The sequence below is a fragment of the Marinobacter sp. NP-4(2019) genome, assembly GCF_003994855.1.
GTDB lineage: Bacteria > Pseudomonadota > Gammaproteobacteria > Pseudomonadales > Oleiphilaceae > Marinobacter.
This window is the reverse complement of sequence record NZ_CP034142.1, coordinates 1,794,482-1,812,372: the sequence shown is the minus strand read 5'-3', so window position 1 is coordinate 1,812,372 and position 17,891 is coordinate 1,794,482. Positions and strand designations below refer to the sequence as shown.

Here is a 17,891-nt window from a genome sequence, read left to right as displayed (position 1 = left end):
GCTTGATAAATCCGTCCGAAACCTCAATCCTAGGGACATTGTTCGCAAGGTTATACCACCTATTCGCACTCACAACAGAATCAAACAAGGGAGTTGCCATGAACTTCAGCCTGAGCAGTAAATCAATCACCAGCACCAAGGCCGACTGCCTCATCATCGCCGTTCCTGAAAAAGGTAGCTGGCCTGAAACCACCACCCAGGCGGATGACGCGCTTGGTGGGCTGATAAAGAAACTGCACAAGGCCGGCGACGTCACTGGCAAAAACGCGACCACCACACTGATCCCAGTGGATGACAAGCCATGGGACCGGGTTCTGGTGGTTGGCACCGGCAACGACAATGACCGCACACCGGCAAATTACCGAAAGGCGCTGATCGCGATGATGGGCCAACTGAAAGACGGAGCCTCAAAGAACGCTCTGATTGCCCTGACCGACACGCCTGTGACCGGCGAAGAAAGCGTAAGCTCCGAAAGCGCACGCCTGAATCTGATTGGCCGTACCCTGGAAGAACAGCTGTATACGTTCAATGAGTTCAAGAGCGAAAAGCCCAGCGCGCGAAAGCTGAACAAGGTAATCGTCTCTGCCTCTTCCGCGGGCAAGGCCCTGAAAGATGCCTTCAACCTGGGCCTGGCAACCGGAAGAGGCATGAACTTCACCCGCGATCTGGGCAACACACCACCGAATATTTGTCACCCCACCTGGCTGGGCGAGCGCGCCGAACAATTGGCCAAGGACCATGACGTCATCAAGACCGAGATTCTTGACGAGAAACAAATGAAAAAGCTTGGCATGAACAGCCTGCTGTCTGTGTCCGCAGGCAGTGCGCAGCCGGCCAGGCTCATCGTCATGGAATACCGGGGCGGCAAGGCCAAGGACAAGCCCTACGTCCTGGTGGGCAAAGGCATCACCTTCGATACCGGCGGCATCAGCCTGAAGCCGGGGGAAGGCATGGATGAAATGAAATACGATATGGGCGGCGCCGCTGCTGTGTTCGGTGCCATGCAGACCATTGCCGAAACCAAACCGAAAATCAACGTCGTCGCGGTCATCGCCGCCGCCGAAAACATGCCCAGCGGCACCGCAACCCGCCCTGGCGACATTGTTACCTCCATGTCCGGCCAGACCATCGAAATTCTCAATACCGACGCCGAAGGCCGCCTGGTGCTGTGCGACGCCCTCACCTACGTGAAAAAGTTCGACCCGGAAGTGGTTGTCGACATGGCCACCCTCACCGGCGCCTGCATCATCGCCCTGGGCAACCACGCCACCGGCCTGCTGAGCAACAACGACGAACTGGCCAACGAACTTCTGGCCGCGGGTGAACGCGCCGGCGACCGCGCCTGGCGCCTGCCGCTGTGGGATGAATACCAGAGCCAGCTCGACAGCAACTTCGCCGACATGCAGAACATCGGCGGCCGCCCCGCCGGCACCATCACCGCCGCCTGCTTCCTGTCCCGGTTTACCAAGGAATATCGTTGGGCCCACCTGGACATCGCCGGCACTGCCTGGAACTCCGGCAAAGCCAAAGGCTCCACCGGTCGCCCGGTCCCCATGCTGGTCGACTACCTGATGTCCCATGCAGGAAAATAACCCCGAAAACCGCCCGGAACCCGGCAGCACCGCTGCCGGATCTTCCGGACAGAACGACCAGAACCAGCGCTACTGGTTCCACATCCTCGCCCAGAACACCCCCGCCGCCCGCAACCTCCACGCCGCCAAACTCGTGGACAAAGCCTGGCAGCAGGGCGACCGCGTCTGCGTCGTCTGCGACACCGCAAGACAGGCCGAAGAACTGGACGACCTGCTTTGGAACTTCAGCCCGGACGCCTTCATTCCCCACAGGGTGGTGCCCGACTCCGCCACTACCTGCACCGATCCGGTTGGCATCCTGTTATGCCCGCCAGTGGCTGAAGACTGGGACACAGTGATCATCCTCTCGGCGACGTTGCCGGCGGATGCGGACCGGTTCAAGCGGCTGGCTTTGGTGGCGCATAATGACCCGAATGTTCTCAATCAGGCGCGGTCGCATTTCAAGCAGCTGAGGGCTCTGGGGATTGAACCGAGGGTGCATGATCAGAGGAAGCGGGGGTAGGTTCGGGTTGGGTTGTCGGGTTACGCTTCGCTAACCCGACCTACGTTTGCAGCTGCCCTTGAAATCCGGCGGACTCCACAAGGTCTGACCGGCGGGGTTGGGGACAGCTTTCCAAAACTCTTGAGGGCCAGGGACGGCCCGAAAGAAGCGCACATGGATGTGCTCGTAGCGTGTTTTGGAAAGCTGTCCCCAACGCCGCCTGGCACCGAACCAGCAGGCTACGAGCAGAACCCAACCTCAAGGTTCGCTGCACCCCCGGCGACCATGTATAATCAGGCGTCTCAATTTTCCCTTGTGAATCAACCAAACGGTCACCAGCAGAAACCCATGGAAAAAACCTACCAGCCAGAAAACATCGAGCGCCAGTGGTACGAAAACTGGGAATCCAAAGGGTACTTCCGCCCCAGCGGTGAAGGCCAGTCCTACAGCATCGCCATCCCGCCGCCCAACGTTACCGGCAGCCTCCACATGGGCCATGCGTTCCAGCACACCATCATGGACACCCTCACCCGCTACAAACGCATGCAGGGCAACAACACCCTGTGGCAGGTAGGCACCGACCACGCCGGCATCGCCACCCAGATGGTTGTTGAGCGAAAACTGGCGGCCGAAGAAGGCAAAACCCGCCACGACCTCGGTCGGGAAGAATTCATCAAACGCATCTGGGACTGGAAAGAACACTCCGGCGGTACCATCACCCGCCAGATCCGCCGCCTCGGCAACTCCGTGGACTGGGACAACGAACGCTTCACCATGGACGACGGCTTCTACAAAGCCGTACAGGAAGTGTTTATCCGCCTGTACGACGAAGGCCTGGTTTATCGCGGCAAGCGCCTGGTCAACTGGGACCCCAAGCTGCACACCGCCATCTCCGACCTGGAGGTGGAAAACAAGGAAGAAAAAGGCTTTTTCTGGCACCTGCGCTACCCGCTGGCTGACGGCGCCAAAACCCAGGACGGCAAAGATTACGTGGTGGTCGCCACCACCCGCCCGGAAACCATGCTGGGCGATACCGCCGTGGCCGTACACCCGGACGACGAACGCTACCAGCACCTGATCGGCAAGCATGTCCTGCTGCCGCTGGTGAACCGAAGAATCCCGATCGTGGCCGACCACCACGCCGATCCGGAAAAAGGCTCCGGCTGTGTGAAGATCACCCCGGCCCACGACTTCAACGATTACGCCGTTGGTAAACGCAATAACCTGCCAATGATCAACGTCATGACCCAGGATGCCAACATCCGGGCCGTGGCCGAGGTCTTCAACAGCGACGGCACCGAGAATAACGAACTCGATGGCACCATGCCGGCCGCCTATGCCGGCCTGACCCGGGAAGATGCCCGCAAAGCCATCGTCGCGGATCTGAAAGAAGCCGGTCTGCTGGAGCGCGAAGAGGACCACGTGTTGAGCGTGCCTCGTGGAGACCGCTCCGGCCTGATCATTGAGCCCATGCTGACCGACCAGTGGTTTGCCGACGCCAAAACTCTGGCCAAACCTGCCATTGAAGCGGTGGAAGACGGCCGCATCCAGTTCGTGCCCAAGCAGTACGAGAACATGTATTTCGCCTGGATGCGAGATATCCAGGACTGGTGCATCTCACGCCAGCTGTGGTGGGGCCACCGGATTCCGGCCTGGTACGATGCCGAGGGCAACATCTACGTCGGTCGTAGCGAAGAAGAAGTGCGCCAGAAACACAAGCTGGCCCCAGACCTGGCACTGAATCAGGACGACGACGTACTGGACACCTGGTTCAGTTCCGCCCTGTGGACCTTCGGCACCCTGGGCTGGCCGGAAATCACCGAGCGCCTGAAAACCTTCCATCCCACCGACGTGCTGGTGACCGGCTTCGACATCATCTTCTTCTGGGTTGCCCGGATGATCATGATGACCATGCACTTCATGAAAAACGACGACGGCAGCCCGCAGGTACCGTTCAGGACCGTTTACGTCACCGGCCTGATCCGCGACGAACACGGCGACAAGATGTCCAAATCCAAGGGCAACGTCATCGACCCGCTGGACATGATCGACGGCATCAGCCTGCCTGACCTGCTGGAAAAGCGTACCGGCAACCTGATGCAGCCCAAGCTGGCCGAAAAGATAGGCAAACGTACCAGGAAGGAATTCCCGGAAGGCATCGCCGCCCACGGCACCGACGCGCTGCGTTTCACCCTGGCCGCCATGGCCACCACCGGTCGCGACATCAACTGGGACATGAAGCGCCTGGAAGGCTACCGCAACTTCTGCAACAAGCTGTGGAACGCCGCCCGCTATGTGTTGATGAACACCGAGGGCGAGGACTGCGGCACCAACAACGAGCCGGTGGAACTGTCCCTGGCGGATCGCTGGATCATCAGCGAGCTACAGAAGTGCGAGCAGGACGTCATCCGATACCTGGAACAATACCGTTTCGACCTGGCGGCCCATGCCCTGTACGAGTTTATCTGGAACGAATACTGTGACTGGTATCTGGAACTCTCCAAACCGGCGCTGAACGATGACAACGCCAGTGCGGAAGCCAAGCGCGGCACCCGTCGCACCCTGGTGAGGGTACTGGAAGCCGTCCTGCGCCTGGCCCACCCGATCATGCCGTTCATTACCGAGGAAATCTGGCAACGTATCGCTCCGCTCGCAGGCAAGGCCGGCGACAGCATCATGCTGCAGCCCTTCCCGCAGCCGGACAGCAGCAAACAGGACGCGACCGTGGCTGCGGACATTGAGTGGCTGAAGGGCGTTATCGTTGCGGTCCGTAATATTCGTGGCGAGATGAACATCTCCCCGGCGAAGAAAATCCCGGTACTGCTGCGCGGCAAAAATGCAGAAGACAAGCGCCGTATGGATGACAATCGCCAGTTCCTGGGATCACTGGCCAAGCTGGAGAGCCTGGAATGGTTCGAAGGCGACAAGGCGCCCATGTCCGCTACTCAGCTGGTGGGTGAAATGGAAGTGCTGGTCCCCATGGCAGGCCTGATTGACAAGGATGCCGAGCTCAAGCGTCTGGACAAGGAGCTGGAACGCCTACAGAAAGAGATTGGACGCCTCGAAGGCAAACTTGGCAACGAGAAATTCACCGCCAAAGCCCCTGCGGAAGTGGTTGAAAAGGAACAGGAAAAGCTGAGAGATGCGCAGGGAAGCCTGATCCGTCTCAGTGAGCAGCGGGCCGATATCGAGGCCATGTAAGTCATGGCCGATGCCCGGCATCACGCACAAAACGGCAACGGGAATGGCCTGATCGCCATTCTCGGGGCCGGGTCCCTTGGCCGGCTCTGGGGCGCCCTGCTCCCTGCGGGGGCTGCGGCCTATATCCCGCGGCCGAACCCCGATGAGAAAGCCACGCCGGACCTGATCTATCGTTTTCAGGATTGCCAGGGCCGCCAGTACCCGGTGACCCTGCCGGCACTGGACCGAATCCCCCGGAAGCCGGAAGTGTTGATGGTCACCACCAAGGCTGGTGACACCCTGGCTGCACTGGAGGCTACCCTGCCGCACATGGAGCCATCCATTCCCGTGGTGCTGTTCCAGAATGGCCTGGGCAGCCAGCAGGCGGTGGCTGAACGGTGGCCGGATCGTCCGATCATGGCCGCCAGCACCACGGAAGGCGCCAATCGCCCAGATATCGACACAACCGTTCATGCCGGCCAGGGCGAAACCTGGATTGGAGCCCTGACCAACAGCGCTTCCTCACTCGTTGGCCCTACCGTCAGCCGACTGGAAACCTCGGGTTTGACCATCCATGAGGAACCAAACATTCTGAACCGGCTCTGGGGCAAACTGATCATCAATGCCGGGATCAACCCCTATACCGCCATTCTCGATTGCGCCAACGGAGATATACTTAATGCCCCCCTGTTCCGGGACACCATCCGGCAACTGTGCCTTGAGCTGGCCGAGGTGATGCATCACGAAGGCCTGCCACCCCGCTCTCCGGAAGACATGCTATTGCAGATAGAGGCGGTTGCCAGAAAAACCGCGAAGAACACCTCCTCCATGTGCAGCGATGCGCGCCGGGGCAAACCGACGGAAATCGATTACATTAACGGCTATATTGTCCGCCGTGCATGTGCCCACAACCTTCCGGCACCGGTGAACCAAATGCTGACGGAGCAGGTAAAACGTCGAACACCGGCATCACAACAACCTCAACCAAACGGTCCAGGAGTAACCTGATGGGTAACCGCCTCTCCAAAATCTATACCCGCACAGGCGACGACGGCTCTACCGGCCTTGCTGACGGCAACCGCATTGCCAAGAATGCGCAACGGGTCGAGGCCATGGGCACCGTCGATGAGCTGAACTGCCATATCGGCCTGCTGATTGAGTGTCTGGACGCCGATGACAGCCTGCGGGAAACCTTGCGACGAATACAGCACCACCTGTTTGACCTGGGCGGGGAATTTGCCATTCCGGGCAGTCAGATGATTGGCAATGAACACATCGAGTGGCTGGAGACAACCCTTGATCAACATAACGAGAACCTGCCGCCACTGAAAAACTTCATCCTGCCCGGCGGCACATCGGCAGCCGCCCAGTGCCACCTTGCCCGTGCGGTTTGCCGCAGGGCGGAGCGGATCGTCGTCGCCCTCGGTCATGAGGACTCGATCAATAGCGCATCCCGACAATACCTCAACCGATTGTCTGATCTTTTGTTCGTGGTTGCCAGGGTTCTTGCGCGCCGGGATGGCGGAAAGGAAATTCTTTGGGAACAGAAAAAGTCCGGCCTCTGAGGCCGGACTTGAGTATCAGACCTTGAACGCCTCCACCAGGCGCTGCAGGGACGCGGTCAGCTCCGACATCTGCCGCGCCGAGCCCAGAGTCTCATCCGCATTCTCTGCTGTCGCCTGCCCCAGGTCGCTGATTTTTTCCACATTGGTGTTCACGTTCCTGGCAACCGCCGATTGCTCCTCCGCCGCCTGGGCAATCTGATGACTCATATCCACGATCGTGGAAATCCCCCCGGCAATGCGATCCAGCGCTTCGGTGACCTCTGAAGACTTGCGAACCGTTGTTTCAGTCACCTCGTGACTGTTGGTCATGGCCCCGACAGCATCTTTCACACCGCTCTGCAAACGGGAAATCATGCCTTCAATTTCCTCGGTCGACTTGTGGGTTCGCTGGGACAGGGAGCGGACCTCGTCAGCCACAACCGCAAATCCACGCCCATGTTCACCGGCGCGGGCGGCCTCAATCGCGGCATTCAACGCCAGCAGATTGGTTTGTTCAGCGATTGCCTTGATCTCAACCAGAACCTGACTGATGTTGTCGCTATCCGCACTCACGCGGTTGATCACGTCCACCGCACCGGAAATCTCGGTCGCCAGGCGATTGATGGTTTCCACCGTGTCCGCCACCACCTGACGACCGGCCTCCGTGTCCCGCTCAGCGGTGCCCGCGCTGTCAGAGACCCTGTGAGCGCTCTCGGTAACCTCATGAACCGCTTCCACCATCTGGGTCATGGCCTCATTGATCTGGCCCGATTCGTCCATCTGACGGGCGACAGCCTCACTGTTGGCCGTAGCTGTATCTTTCACCCGGACCGCCTGCTGGTCTACATTCAGGGTGGTGCGACTCACCGAACGAATCAGATCCGCGATGCGATCCGTCATGTTATTGAACTCGGTCGTCAGCTCTCCCAGTTCATCACGGTTCTCAAGCTGGATATGTGCCGTCATATCACCGGCAGCTACGGTCCGTGCGGCCTCGCTGAAGCGGTTAATGGCCGTACGCACCGACATGAAAAATCCTACGTACAGGTAGACCACGACCAACAAAACAAGAAACAGAGCCACTATGATCAGGTGCCGCTGACGCATTTCCCCCTGCAGTCTGGCCGACAGGTTGTTCCCCACCACGTCGAAGATAGTCTCGGTCAAAACGTCATAGTGAGCGAGCTCCTCCGCCACGAGGGCATCAAATTCCTGCCAGGGCATTTCAAGACGCATGGGGGTGATAATATTGGCGTCCAGTGTATCCCTGACAACCGACAAGCTGTTGTTGATGCTGTCCACGGTATCACCGGCGTCTTCTGATAGTTTCGGAGATGCAGTCCGGGCAACCGACAAAGCAGGGGCCAACAATGAGGCACGGTTTGTCAGAGCATCGTATATCTCATTAAGCCCCTCACTCAGATTATATCCTACCTGTCCGTCTACCAGCGCAAACGTTCCGTAGGCCCTGGCGCGCCCAATGACGTGCCGTGCTTCCGGCAGCGATTCCCTCAAAAGCCCCAGCAGCAACAGGTTTTCCCGGGACGAATCCTGACCAATGCCGGAAATCTCAATGGTTGCCGACAGCATGGCACGGACCTTCTGGACAAATTCCTGATAGTACTTGAACTGTGGGTCAAGGTTGCTCTGATAGCTGTCCTCACCGCGCAATGCCTCCCACTCTTCCTGTAACTGAACCACCTGCTGGTTCCAGTTGCCCGAAACATCAAACGCCAGCTCGCGGGCAGCCAGCTCCTGCAGAATACTGCTGATGGTTTCGGCAGCCTGATCGGATTTTGCCAGAAGCTCGGACTGGTCCCGGACCTTTCCGGGAGCACGATAATCCCGGTAATCGAATGAGGCTTTTAGCAGACGATCCACTTGCTCCAGCTGCTCCAGCCCCTCAACACCCCGGGTCATGGTTTCCACGGAACGGTTCAGTTCGCCGATGACAAGCCAGGAGAGACCACCGATGGGAAGGAGAAACAGCACACTGATCAGACTGAATTTGTAGAACATCGGCAGTCGGTTCATCAGCGCGACTGCAGGCTTGATTAATTGCTTCACTGTTTGGCCCCTGCCCGGTGTTTCAAAGAAAATATGTTTATTCTTTGCCTATACTATCGACTAAAGTCTTAAAAACTTTAGGACTTATTGTTGTTATCTCGTAACATTTTTTAGGGACCGGATTTTCAAACCACTCCGGCAATGACCAGCAGGGCAATGCCACACACCCACACCAGCATGCTTCGGTTGAGCAAATCACGAATAGCTTTCAGGCTCCTGCCACCGAATGCGGTCCACTCATCCGGATGAACCCTGGCAAAACGTGCAGGATCCAGTGCATATCCAGTCAGCGCCCCATTTGCAGCCCGGATCAACACCTGATCGGTTGACAGCCCGGAGGAAAACAGCACGCTCCGCGACTCCTTCAACCAACCCGCGAGATCTCCCGCCAGGCCAAAAGTACAGGCCAGAAGCCGCGCGGGTATCCAACTGGCCAGCCCAGCGATGCGGGCGTAGCGGGGTCGCGCCGCCGCCTGCGGCCAATGCTCCTGCAATGCCACCAGCCCCCTCGCCAAAAAGGCGAGTCCAATACCACCCACCACATACCAGAACGCCACCAGGAAAAAGCGCTCAAACACGGCGACCATCAGTTTTCTGGACAACGCCAGATGCATTTCATCCGGCGAAACCGCCTGCCCCCGCTCGTCAGCGGGCAGGCAATCCTTGATATGATGCCAGGCTGCCTGCATATCCCCCGGCTCCAGGCCTCACTGTAGGCCCTGAGAAGCGGCTTCCAACCCGGCGCGCCCATCAGCACCAACAACAACAGAAACTCCAGGGGATACAACGACATGCGCCAGCCATAGACCGACGCCGTCCAGACCAGCCCCGCTAGCAGCAATGCCGGCCCAATGACCCGCACCAATCCCCAGCGGATCTCCACTTCCCGACCAGCCTCCGCCGACCGGCCAGAATGAAACCACACACGCCATACCTGGTCACCGGACAAGGTACCGGAAAGGTCCAGCCGGCGACGAACCAGCCAGGCAAACAGAAACACAACCAGCACCATCAGGGCATCTCCCGTGTCGTTGCATCCAGATCGGACAACTGCTGACGGTAATGATCCCAGTCAAACACCGGGCCGGGATCGGTTTTCCGGCCCGGCGCTATATCACAGTGGCCGGTAATCCGGTCTCCGGTGACTTTCGGCCACGCCTTCATAATCAGCTTTGACAGCTCTGCTAACCGCTGATATTGCGCCAGTGTGTAAGGAATATCATCGGTACCCTCCAGTTCGATACCGATAGAAAAATCGTTGCACTCCTCTTCACCGCGGAAACAGGAGCGCCCCGCATGCCAGGCCCGGTCCAGCAAACTGACAAACTGTACAACCTCGCCGTCACGCCGAACCAATGCATGAGCAGATACCTTGAGCTCAGCAATGGTTTCAAAATACGGGTGTTCCGAGGTGTCCAGGCAATTACAGAAGAACCGTTCGATAGCATCTCCACCGAACTGTCCCGGGGGCAGGCTTATGTTATGAACAACGAGCAGTGAAATATCGGCGCCCTCGGGTCTCGGACCGAAATTGGGCGAAGGGCACCAGCGCACGCCGGAAATTCGCCCGGTCTTGCGCAAATGGTCAATGGAGTCATGGTTACAGGCGATAGCGTTCTGGCTTTGAATCGAGTCAGGCAAGGTAAATCCAGCAGGTTGTTGCTGTTAATATCCGCACTGATTGAAGCACAAAGTTGCCCGGGTTGCTACGGCAGGTTAATCCTTGCGACTACTACGAAGGTTATCAATGATGGATTCCAGCGCCCGATCAAAAATCAGGCCATCGTCCAGCATCGTGATCTCATCGCAAGCCATTGCCTGCGCCAGGGATTCCCTGTAATACTCGGCCACTTTCGCGCCACTGCGGTTAACAAAGATGTACTTGCCTGTTGCCTTGATAAAGGCCGCCAGCTTGCAACGGGTTTTAGTGGTATCCCTGGTCAACTCAATCCAGGACCCCACACGCAGACTATCCGCACGATCCAGCCACGCCCGCTCAATCTCTGATTCAGGTGCGGGTTCTGTTCCAGCAACAGGCTCATCGACTACAGGCCGGCTCTCCACTACCTCAGATGCTTCCAGGTCATTGACGGCCTCTCCAGCCTCCACAACGCTGGGTTCATCGTTATCAGCAGCAGACGTTTCATCCAGGGCTCCAGTGTTGCCGTTCCGGGACGAGGACACCCTGGAGGTCACTAACCGCTGGAAAACATCAACATGGGCCAGCTCCAGATCACGAATCGCCGCGTCCGTGGCAAACGGATCCCAGGAGATTTCCTGAAGCGCCTGGCGAAGGTCGTCCACGATCGACGGAATCGACCGCAACAACTCGGTACGGGTGCTGTCAGTCACCGGTCGCGGGTCCACACTCCAGACAAGTTTGCGCGTCAACTCCACGGCAGACGCCCAGCTTTCACTGTCCTCCCCCTCTCTTAACACCGTCCACTGAAGATATTTGCTCCAGGCTTCCCGCATCAGGCTGTTGACCGAATCCGGCAACTCCCGTCCTGTAGTCACCTCATCCAACATCTGGCGGGCTGCCCGGGCTGCCCGCTCCTGTTTCGCCCGCCCTTCTTCCGCATCCCGAAGACGCTGCTCTACCAATTCCCGGCGCCGACGATCAAGATCCATGAAGTGGCTGAAATCCGTGAGCAGCTCGCTAAACAGGTCGACATTATCGGTAAACTCGTTCAGAACCCGATCAACCACGGATTCGATTTTCTCCCTCAAGGGATCGCGCTGACCATTCTGCTTTTCCGTCCAGCCAATAGCAGACATAGCCAACTCATTGAGAAGCTTACGAACAGGGTGTCCACCACGGTTAAAAAAGTTTTTGTCACTGAGGGCGACTTTCAGAACCGGAATCTGCAATCGGCCAATCAGGGCCTTCATGACCGGGTGCAGCTGACGATCTTCCAGAATAAAATCAAACAGCATGGACACCAGGTTGATGACGTCGCTGTCCACCTGGCCGACGTTGTAAGCTCTACCATTATCGGTCCGGAGTACGGGCTGCAGCTGCTCCGCCAGCGATATCACTCGTCCCTGCCCCCATTCCCGGGGTAACGACTGAATATCGTTCAGCCGGGCCATCAGAGCACTGGTATCCAAAAAACCATTACCGCCGGCGGTTACGTTTTCGCCGTCGCCAATGCGCCCCTGATGTAGCAGGGCGCTCAGTTCGGAGAAGGTGCCATCCGACTGGCCACCTGGTGAAGGGACAGTGTTTACTGCAGCACTCCGGAGGTCATTAACATCGGTTGCCCGCACTGGCTGAGACGTTTCTGCGGACTTCGACGGGGATGGGGCCGGACGGTCCCCAACCGGTGGACGCTTCATATCCGGCAACACGCCCTCGGCAATCAGGGTACGGTTCGCTTCCTGATAGAACTCGCCAAGGGTATCGGCCAGCAATCGGTCAAACAGCTTCAGCACTACCAGCTTGGCACGGATATCTATGTCCAGATCTGAGCAGGCCTCCGCCAGACCACCACAGATCACCTCCGGACTCAGAGGCATCTGACTGTCGCTGAGTTGGACGGACGGCACCAGATGATTGACCCGGGCGTTCAGCATCCGAATGGCATTCGAATGCCGGTTTCGTAACTTGTTGATCAGGTTGTCAATGGCTACCCGTTGCTCCAGCTCTGAATGGTCCAGCAGGCTCAGCGAATCCTGATCCACCTCATCCAGATTGGCGCTGGCGCTGCCGGGTTGGAATCTGCCAATATCATTGAAGGCCCGACTGATGTACTGAAGAATGGACACGGTCATCAGCTTGCGGCGCAGCCGCAATTCACGCATGGCATCAAAGTAGGTGGTCTGGTCCTGATTTGAGCCGGCTTTATCCGCCAGCTCAAACAAAGCGTCGTCCGAATTGTCGAAAAAACCTGCCAACACCGACTTCAGTGACTGACCTGATGCGTCACGCAGCCGTACCAGAGCATGGGGTAAGGAAAACTGGCCTCCGGATATCCGGGCTGAGAAACTGACCACCTTGCTGTCCTGCGCCATTAGGCTGCTCCGGGTAATAAGTGACAAACCAATCGGGTTCTACTCCACTGCACATCCTATGTCGTTTCAACGTCACCTTGTGTCAGAATTTGTCACCTTTTGTGACCAGTAGATGCAGTTCACATTTTAGCAGGCAACCAGGTTGCCGTTTGGCGAATCCGCTGCCTGGCTATAGAATCACGCCCCAGATCCCAGATAACTCTCTTAACCGGACCGCTACCATGATCCCAGCCGAACTGCTTCGCCAATCCCGTGTTGAATCCGTCGCGCACAGCCTGCGAGAAGACATTGGCGATGGCGATATCACGGCACAGCTGATACCGGCGGACAAAATCAGCACTGGCCGCGTCATTACCCGTGAATCCGCAGTCATTGCAGGGTGCGAGTGGGTCGACGAAGTGTTCCGACAGGTCGACCCATCCCTTAAACTGACCTGGCACGTGAAAGATGGCGACCGTGTCGAACCCGACCGCGTTCTGTTCAGTTTCCGGGGGCCGGCACGTGGCCTGCTTACCGCCGAACGGGCTGCTCTGAACTGGCTGCAGACCCTCTCGGGAACAGCAACTGCCTGTGCCGCTTTTGCGGACAAGGTCGCTCACACTGGCGTCAAATTGCTGGACACGCGCAAAACGCTTCCCGGTCTACGCTTGGCGCAGAAATACGCCGTCCGCTGCGGCGGCTGCTACAACCATCGTATCGGTCTGTGGGACGCTTTCCTGATCAAGGAGAACCATATCGCGGCCTGCGGCTCCATTGCCCAGGCCATCGGCGAAGCCCGGCGCATTGCCCCCGGACGCCCGGTAGAAGTGGAAACCGAGAACCTGGAAGAGCTGAACCAGGGACTGGAAGCCGGTGCCGATATCATCATGCTGGACGAGTTTTCATTGGAGGACATGACCAGGGCCGTTGCCCTTACCGCCGGTCGAGCAAAGCTGGAGGCATCTGGCGGAATTAACGCCAACACCCTGGTGCCCATTGCGGAAACAGGGGTCGACTATATTTCCATTGGCGCACTGACGAAGGACATCCAGGCCGTCGACCTCTCCATGCGCCTGGACTGAGACCGGCTCAGGACGATTCTGACAACAACTGATCGATGACTTTCAGCTCCCGAATCAGCCCCTCGCCGGATTCGGGACGCGTACGGAAATGCTCCTCGGCCATGGGCGCAATACCTGATACCGATGGCAACGCACGATCATCCTCTATCAGAATTTTCAGGCGAGCGACAAATACGAACTGCAGCCACTGGGTAAACTCGAGGGTGTCGATGCAAAATGGCTGGGCGCTTTGGAAGGCCTCAGGGGGCGGCGACTCGCTCTCCCACAGCCCCAGCTGACGGAGTTCCATTTCGATTCTGAGCAAGCTGTCCGCAACTTCAGCAATCTGGCTCGATGACTGTGACATAAACTCCTCGAAATCAGTCCGCAAGCGGCTCCAGTTCTACCGTCTCGCCATGAAGAACCCGGAACAGGTCTTCGTATTGCCGGGTCAATGCGTGTTTTGGGGCCATGTGAACCAACGGCTGCCGACTTTGATGGGATTCTTTCATCTTGACGGAACTGGACAGCCGCACTGGCAATACTGGCAGCCCCTCCTCAATCAATTCACGAACCAGTTGCTTCGGCAAGCTCGCGCGGGGCTGGAACTGGTTGGCGATAATACCTTCGACCACCAGATCCTCATTATGATCTTCCTGGAGGTCGTGGATTTCATTGAGAATATTGTAAAGCGCCTGACGGGAGAAATCATCGCAATCAAACGGAATCAGACATCGCTGGGCGGCAATCAACGCTGATCGAGTATAAAAGTTCAGGGCCGGCGCCGTATCGATATAAATGGCATCGAATGTCTCCCCAAGCTTTTTCAGAGCTTCCCGGAGCTTGTATATCTTGTGCTTGGCTTCCAGTTTGCGCTCGAGGAAGTCCAGCTCGGGACTGGAGGGCATGACAAACAGGTTATCGAACGGTGAGGCATGAACGAACTCGTCGGGGCGACGGTTGAATACTGTAAAAGCAACTGTTTGCTCCAGCATATCGGCCACGGTATCTTTCAGCTCAGCCGCAGGTTTGCCCAGCAGATAGTGGGTCGAGTTACCCTGCGGATCCAGATCCACAACCAATGTACGCTTGCCCCGGGCTGCACTGATAGCCGCCAGGTTACAGGTAATACTGGACTTACCGACACCACCTTTCTGATTGAAAACGACTCGTCTCATCTCTTCCCCCTGAGGTATCTCTGCGCTACCCGACTTCCGTCGAACCTGCTGTTTCTGATGTTATTGTCAAAGTTTTAAACCCTTCACCAGCCCATGGCGGACTTGACGAAGGGGATGGTCAACCTGCGCTGGGCCTGCAGGGAATTCTCATCCAGGCGATCAAGTATCGCCAGCAGCTCGCCCAGCCTGCGCGGTGCACGGCGCAGGATAAAGCCCGCGACGTCGTCACCCATGACCAGTCCGCGCTTCTCCGCCCTCGCCATCAAGATTCTCATCCGGTCATCGTCCCGGTATATCCCCAGCTGGATCAGCAGGCCATGAGCAAGCCGTGATACCAGATCCGGCAACACAAACGGCAGGGAACCGGGCACTTCCGACAGGCTGACGAGCAACAGGTGGCCATTATCAAGCACGCGATTGTACAGATGAAAGACCGCTTCTTCCCAGTCTTCGCGGCCGGCGATCAGATCAACATCATCAAGACAGATCAGAGCCTGATTCTCAAGGCCCGACAAGGCTTCTGGCCCAAACGGCAACAGTTCCCCGATACTGACACAGACAGCCGTATCGCCATGGTTCTCCAGGAAGTGACAGGCTGCCTGTAACAGATGACTTTTACCCGTATCCGAATCACCGCAGACCACGACCACAGGAACGTGGCTCAAATCACGGCAAACGGCTTCCAGCCGTGCCGCAGCCTCGGCATTCCTGTCGCCGTGAAAGTTATCAAACCGTGCATCATCCCGGAGCTTGATCCCCAAGGCCATTTGTGACGAACTCACTGCCGCTTTGCCCTCCAGGCCCGGACACTCCAGACGACCAGATAGTGCCCTCCGCTGAAAATTGCCGAAACCGCCACAACAAGAATACCCACTTCCAACGCCCATGGCGGCATGGGCAACCCTCCGAGCAGGACAATGATAGCAAGCACCACCAGAATCTGGATCAGTGTATTGAGTTTCCCCGGGATGCTGGGCTCCATGTCAAAGCGACCAACACCGTAGTGGAAGGCCAGCCCGCCAATAACAATCAGGATATCCCGACCGAGGACCAGGGCGAAGAGCCAGAGAGGGAGCACACCAGTCAGTGTCAACATCAGGTAGGCTGTGATGAGCAGAGCCTTGTCTGCCAGGGGATCGGCTATGGCTCCCAGACGGGATTTCCAGTTGAACTGCCGGGCGAGGAAGCCATCAAAGGCATCTGAAGCGGCCGCTATAAAAAATATCCCCAGAGCCATGCGATATTCACTGGCCAGCAGCGCGGCGGCGAACGGAACAATCAGCACAAAGCGCAAAAACGTCAGGGCATTGGGTATCCAGCGCCACCGTTCTGACATTAGCAGGCTCCCTCTACCCTTGAGTTAATCGGCATCATCCGAACTGATTACCGACGCTGGCTGCCAGCGATAATGGAGAATTTCATAAAGCGATTCAAAGGCCTCCTCCGCCTCTTCACTGTCCCCTAGCAGCGGCTGATAGGCGTACAGCGGATCTGACAAAGCCTCATCCGAAGATTCCTGCACCGTTGCAACCGGAGGCTCCTCCGGACTCGCTTCCGCAGAAGTCTGCTCGGGAGGTGCATCATTGCTCGAAACCTCTGCATCGGATAACGGTACAAAGCGGGGATCCAGCGCAATGTATTCCCGAAGTTGCTCAAGTTCGCCTGAAAACGCAACCCTGAGGGTGAGCTGCTCCCCCGCAACCCGGGAGGCTCCCACATCCTGCACCGGAGTCAGGTCGTCCAGCACATTGATGATGTTGCCATAGTCCTTCAACGTACTGACACCCCGCACCACGATCTCAACCCTGGGCAGGTCTCCCACATCGCCGGCAGCGACAGCGTAGCGGCTGGCAAAAGCATCCGCCCAGCGGCCAATGACTTTCTCTGCCAGCTCCCTCTGATTTCCGGCGGTCACAGACTGTTCGCCTTCGTCCATTCCCATGCCGTCGAATATCCAGCCGGCACGCCATTGACTCCCGGAGCGACTCACCCGGACCAGTGCCATCAAATCATGATCGAGACTCTCTGAAGCCGATTTCACGCGGTTGGTAAACTGCCCCCAGATATCTGACAGCAGCTCACGGTCCCCCGCCATCGACTCAGGAGGAAGATTGATTGGTAATCCGCGATCAGCAGCGGCCTGGCGGAAGGCCACTGCCCACTGACTGCGAGTGTCGTCAGCACCTGCGCCGGAGGTTAGCAACGCCCGGGAGCCGCGATCCTCAACCGCAATCCAGGCCAACGTCAGGGGCCGGTTTGCCCCCCATACCGGGGCATCAACCGACGCCAGAGCCCTGTTAACGCCCACCGCACCAAAGCTCATCCGGAGGCGATCGCCCTCTTCCCCGCGAAGCAGTTGATAGGACTGGAGCAGGGATTCGGCATCCTCGAGGAGCGATTGCACACCCGCCTTACCGCGAATGCCGCTGCTTCCGGATACCCGGATAAAGACCTGTTCGAGACCATCGGCGTAGCCTTGACGGAGTTCCTCGGGCTGTCCCCCTGCGACCGGCACCTCCACCGTGTACAGTCCGGTCACGGTCACCGCTCCGGCGGGAAAGGCCGCCAACAGCGCCAGGGCACCGGCTAACGGCAAGATACGCCTGAACATACGCGTGGCCCGTGTCGAAATTCGTCCTGATAATGACATGAAACACCCTGCAATTCGCCTGAATGGCGCATAGGATACACCAAGGCCCAAGTCGTGAGTAGCTAACGGGGATTTCGGAAAATCAATTTGGAGCGCCACCCCTCACCTGTTAAAATCCGCCGCCTGACCCACTGGCCAAACGGTT

At 57.9% G+C, this 17,891-nt stretch carries 16 protein-coding genes; 6 read left to right on the top strand and 10 right to left on the bottom strand.

Going from position 1 to position 17,891, the window contains the following annotated elements; genetic code table 11:
* Positions 1–98 precede the first annotated feature (98 nt).
* From EHN06_RS08270 to EHN06_RS08250, 5 genes are all read left to right on the top strand, one after another.
* Positions 99–1,592, top strand: a complete 1,494-nt coding sequence (locus EHN06_RS08270; RefSeq protein ID WP_127331874.1) for a leucyl aminopeptidase — start codon at positions 99–101, stop codon at positions 1,590–1,592.
* On the top strand, positions 1,579–2,094 hold the full coding sequence (locus tag EHN06_RS08265; RefSeq protein WP_127331872.1) for a DNA polymerase III subunit chi: 516 nt from the start codon (positions 1,579–1,581) through the stop codon (positions 2,092–2,094). Before EHN06_RS08270 ends, EHN06_RS08265 begins: the two co-directional genes overlap by 14 nt.
* 327 nt (positions 2,095–2,421) lie before the next feature.
* Positions 2,422–5,274 carry a valine--tRNA ligase gene (locus EHN06_RS08260; protein WP_127331870.1) on the top strand — a complete coding sequence of 951 codons (2,853 nt, stop codon included), beginning with the start codon at positions 2,422–2,424 and terminating at the stop codon, positions 5,272–5,274.
* 3 nt (positions 5,275–5,277) lie between these two features.
* Positions 5,278–6,261, top strand: coding sequence for a ketopantoate reductase family protein (locus EHN06_RS08255; protein WP_228257438.1), 984 nt, complete (start codon positions 5,278–5,280; stop codon positions 6,259–6,261).
* A complete protein-coding gene (locus EHN06_RS08250; RefSeq protein WP_127331868.1) occupies positions 6,261–6,818 on the top strand; it encodes a cob(I)yrinic acid a,c-diamide adenosyltransferase in 558 nt (185 codons plus the stop codon). Before EHN06_RS08255 ends, EHN06_RS08250 begins: the two co-directional genes overlap by 1 nt.
* 15 nt (positions 6,819–6,833) lie before the next feature.
* On the opposite strand, the gene EHN06_RS08245 is transcribed toward EHN06_RS08250, so the two are convergent.
* The 5 genes from EHN06_RS08245 to EHN06_RS08230 all read right to left on the bottom strand — a co-directional run bounded on the left by EHN06_RS08245 (position 6,834) and on the right by EHN06_RS08230 (position 12,878).
* Positions 6,834–8,831 carry a methyl-accepting chemotaxis protein gene (locus EHN06_RS08245; protein ID WP_416332555.1) on the bottom strand — a complete coding sequence of 666 codons (1,998 nt, stop codon included), beginning with the start codon at positions 8,829–8,831 and terminating at the stop codon, positions 6,834–6,836.
* A gap of 158 nt (positions 8,832–8,989) precedes the next feature.
* Positions 8,990–9,553 carry a hypothetical protein gene (locus EHN06_RS21435; RefSeq protein ID WP_228257437.1) on the bottom strand — a complete coding sequence of 188 codons (564 nt, stop codon included), beginning with the start codon at positions 9,551–9,553 and terminating at the stop codon, positions 8,990–8,992.
* On the bottom strand, positions 9,451–9,876 hold the full coding sequence (locus tag EHN06_RS21430) for a hypothetical protein (RefSeq protein WP_228257436.1): 426 nt from the start codon (positions 9,874–9,876) through the stop codon (positions 9,451–9,453). The genes EHN06_RS21435 and EHN06_RS21430 overlap by 103 nt, the downstream gene beginning before the upstream one ends.
* On the bottom strand, positions 9,876–10,475 hold the full coding sequence (ampD, locus tag EHN06_RS08235) for a 1,6-anhydro-N-acetylmuramyl-L-alanine amidase AmpD (RefSeq protein ID WP_416332554.1): 600 nt from the start codon (positions 10,473–10,475) through the stop codon (positions 9,876–9,878). Before ampD ends, EHN06_RS21430 begins: the two co-directional genes overlap by 1 nt.
* A gap of 105 nt (positions 10,476–10,580) precedes the next feature.
* Complete coding sequence (locus EHN06_RS08230) at positions 10,581–12,878, bottom strand: DUF1631 domain-containing protein (protein ID WP_127331864.1); 2,298 nt, start codon at positions 12,876–12,878, stop codon at positions 10,581–10,583.
* Positions 12,879–13,099: 221 nt separating this feature from the next.
* On the opposite strand from EHN06_RS08230, the gene nadC reads away from it, so the two are divergent.
* Entirely contained in the window at positions 13,100–13,939 is an 840-nt protein-coding gene (gene nadC / locus EHN06_RS08225; protein ID WP_127331862.1) for a carboxylating nicotinate-nucleotide diphosphorylase, read from the top strand.
* 7 nt (positions 13,940–13,946) lie between these two features.
* On the opposite strand, the gene EHN06_RS08220 is transcribed toward nadC, so the two are convergent.
* The 5 genes from EHN06_RS08220 to EHN06_RS08200 form a co-directional block, all read right to left on the bottom strand.
* The gene (locus EHN06_RS08220) at positions 13,947–14,285 is read right to left on the bottom strand and encodes a YqcC family protein (protein WP_127331860.1); all 339 of its coding nucleotides are present in this window, start codon (positions 14,283–14,285) and stop codon (positions 13,947–13,949) included.
* A gap of 13 nt (positions 14,286–14,298) precedes the next feature.
* Positions 14,299–15,096, bottom strand: coding sequence for a ParA family protein (locus EHN06_RS08215; protein WP_127331858.1), 798 nt, complete (start codon positions 15,094–15,096; stop codon positions 14,299–14,301).
* An 83-nt stretch (positions 15,097–15,179) separates the two neighbouring features.
* Entirely contained in the window at positions 15,180–15,863 is a 684-nt protein-coding gene (gene hda / locus EHN06_RS08210; protein ID WP_416332553.1) for a DnaA regulatory inactivator Hda, read from the bottom strand.
* 11 nt (positions 15,864–15,874) lie between these two features.
* Positions 15,875–16,432 carry a CDP-alcohol phosphatidyltransferase family protein gene (locus EHN06_RS08205; RefSeq protein ID WP_127331854.1) on the bottom strand — a complete coding sequence of 186 codons (558 nt, stop codon included), beginning with the start codon at positions 16,430–16,432 and terminating at the stop codon, positions 15,875–15,877.
* A gap of 24 nt (positions 16,433–16,456) precedes the next feature.
* Positions 16,457–17,707 (bottom strand): DUF2066 domain-containing protein, encoded by a 1,251-nt coding sequence (locus tag EHN06_RS08200; protein WP_127331852.1) that lies wholly within the window; start codon positions 17,705–17,707, stop codon positions 16,457–16,459.
* Between the last annotated feature and the right edge of the window lie 184 nt (positions 17,708–17,891).

Bases quoted from the DNA above. Each gene is read 5' to 3' on its own strand.
- EHN06_RS08260 (WP_127331870.1), top strand. From the start codon at position 2,422: ATGGAAAAAACCTACCAGCCAGAAAACATCGAGCGCCAGTGGTACGAA.
- EHN06_RS21435 (WP_228257437.1), bottom strand. From the start codon at position 9,553: ATGCAGGCAGCCTGGCATCATATCAAGGATTGCCTGCCCGCTGACGAG.
- EHN06_RS08255 (WP_228257438.1), top strand. From the start codon at position 5,278: ATGGCCGATGCCCGGCATCACGCACAAAACGGCAACGGGAATGGCCTG.
- EHN06_RS08230 (WP_127331864.1), bottom strand. From the start codon at position 12,878: ATGGCGCAGGACAGCAAGGTGGTCAGTTTCTCAGCCCGGATATCCGGA.
- EHN06_RS08270 (WP_127331874.1), top strand. From the start codon at position 99: ATGAACTTCAGCCTGAGCAGTAAATCAATCACCAGCACCAAGGCCGAC.
- EHN06_RS08265 (WP_127331872.1), top strand. From the start codon at position 1,579: ATGCAGGAAAATAACCCCGAAAACCGCCCGGAACCCGGCAGCACCGCT.
- EHN06_RS08200 (WP_127331852.1), bottom strand. From the start codon at position 17,707: ATGTTCAGGCGTATCTTGCCGTTAGCCGGTGCCCTGGCGCTGTTGGCG.
- EHN06_RS21430 (WP_228257436.1), bottom strand. From the start codon at position 9,876: ATGGTGCTGGTTGTGTTTCTGTTTGCCTGGCTGGTTCGTCGCCGGCTG.
- EHN06_RS08220 (WP_127331860.1), bottom strand. From the start codon at position 14,285: ATGTCACAGTCATCGAGCCAGATTGCTGAAGTTGCGGACAGCTTGCTC.
- EHN06_RS08250 (WP_127331868.1), top strand. From the start codon at position 6,261: ATGGGTAACCGCCTCTCCAAAATCTATACCCGCACAGGCGACGACGGC.
- EHN06_RS08245 (WP_416332555.1), bottom strand. From the start codon at position 8,831: ATGAACCGACTGCCGATGTTCTACAAATTCAGTCTGATCAGTGTGCTG.
- EHN06_RS08205 (WP_127331854.1), bottom strand. From the start codon at position 16,432: ATGTCAGAACGGTGGCGCTGGATACCCAATGCCCTGACGTTTTTGCGC.
- hda (WP_416332553.1), bottom strand. From the start codon at position 15,863: ATGGCCTTGGGGATCAAGCTCCGGGATGATGCACGGTTTGATAACTTT.
- nadC (WP_127331862.1), top strand. From the start codon at position 13,100: ATGATCCCAGCCGAACTGCTTCGCCAATCCCGTGTTGAATCCGTCGCG.
- EHN06_RS08215 (WP_127331858.1), bottom strand. From the start codon at position 15,096: ATGAGACGAGTCGTTTTCAATCAGAAAGGTGGTGTCGGTAAGTCCAGT.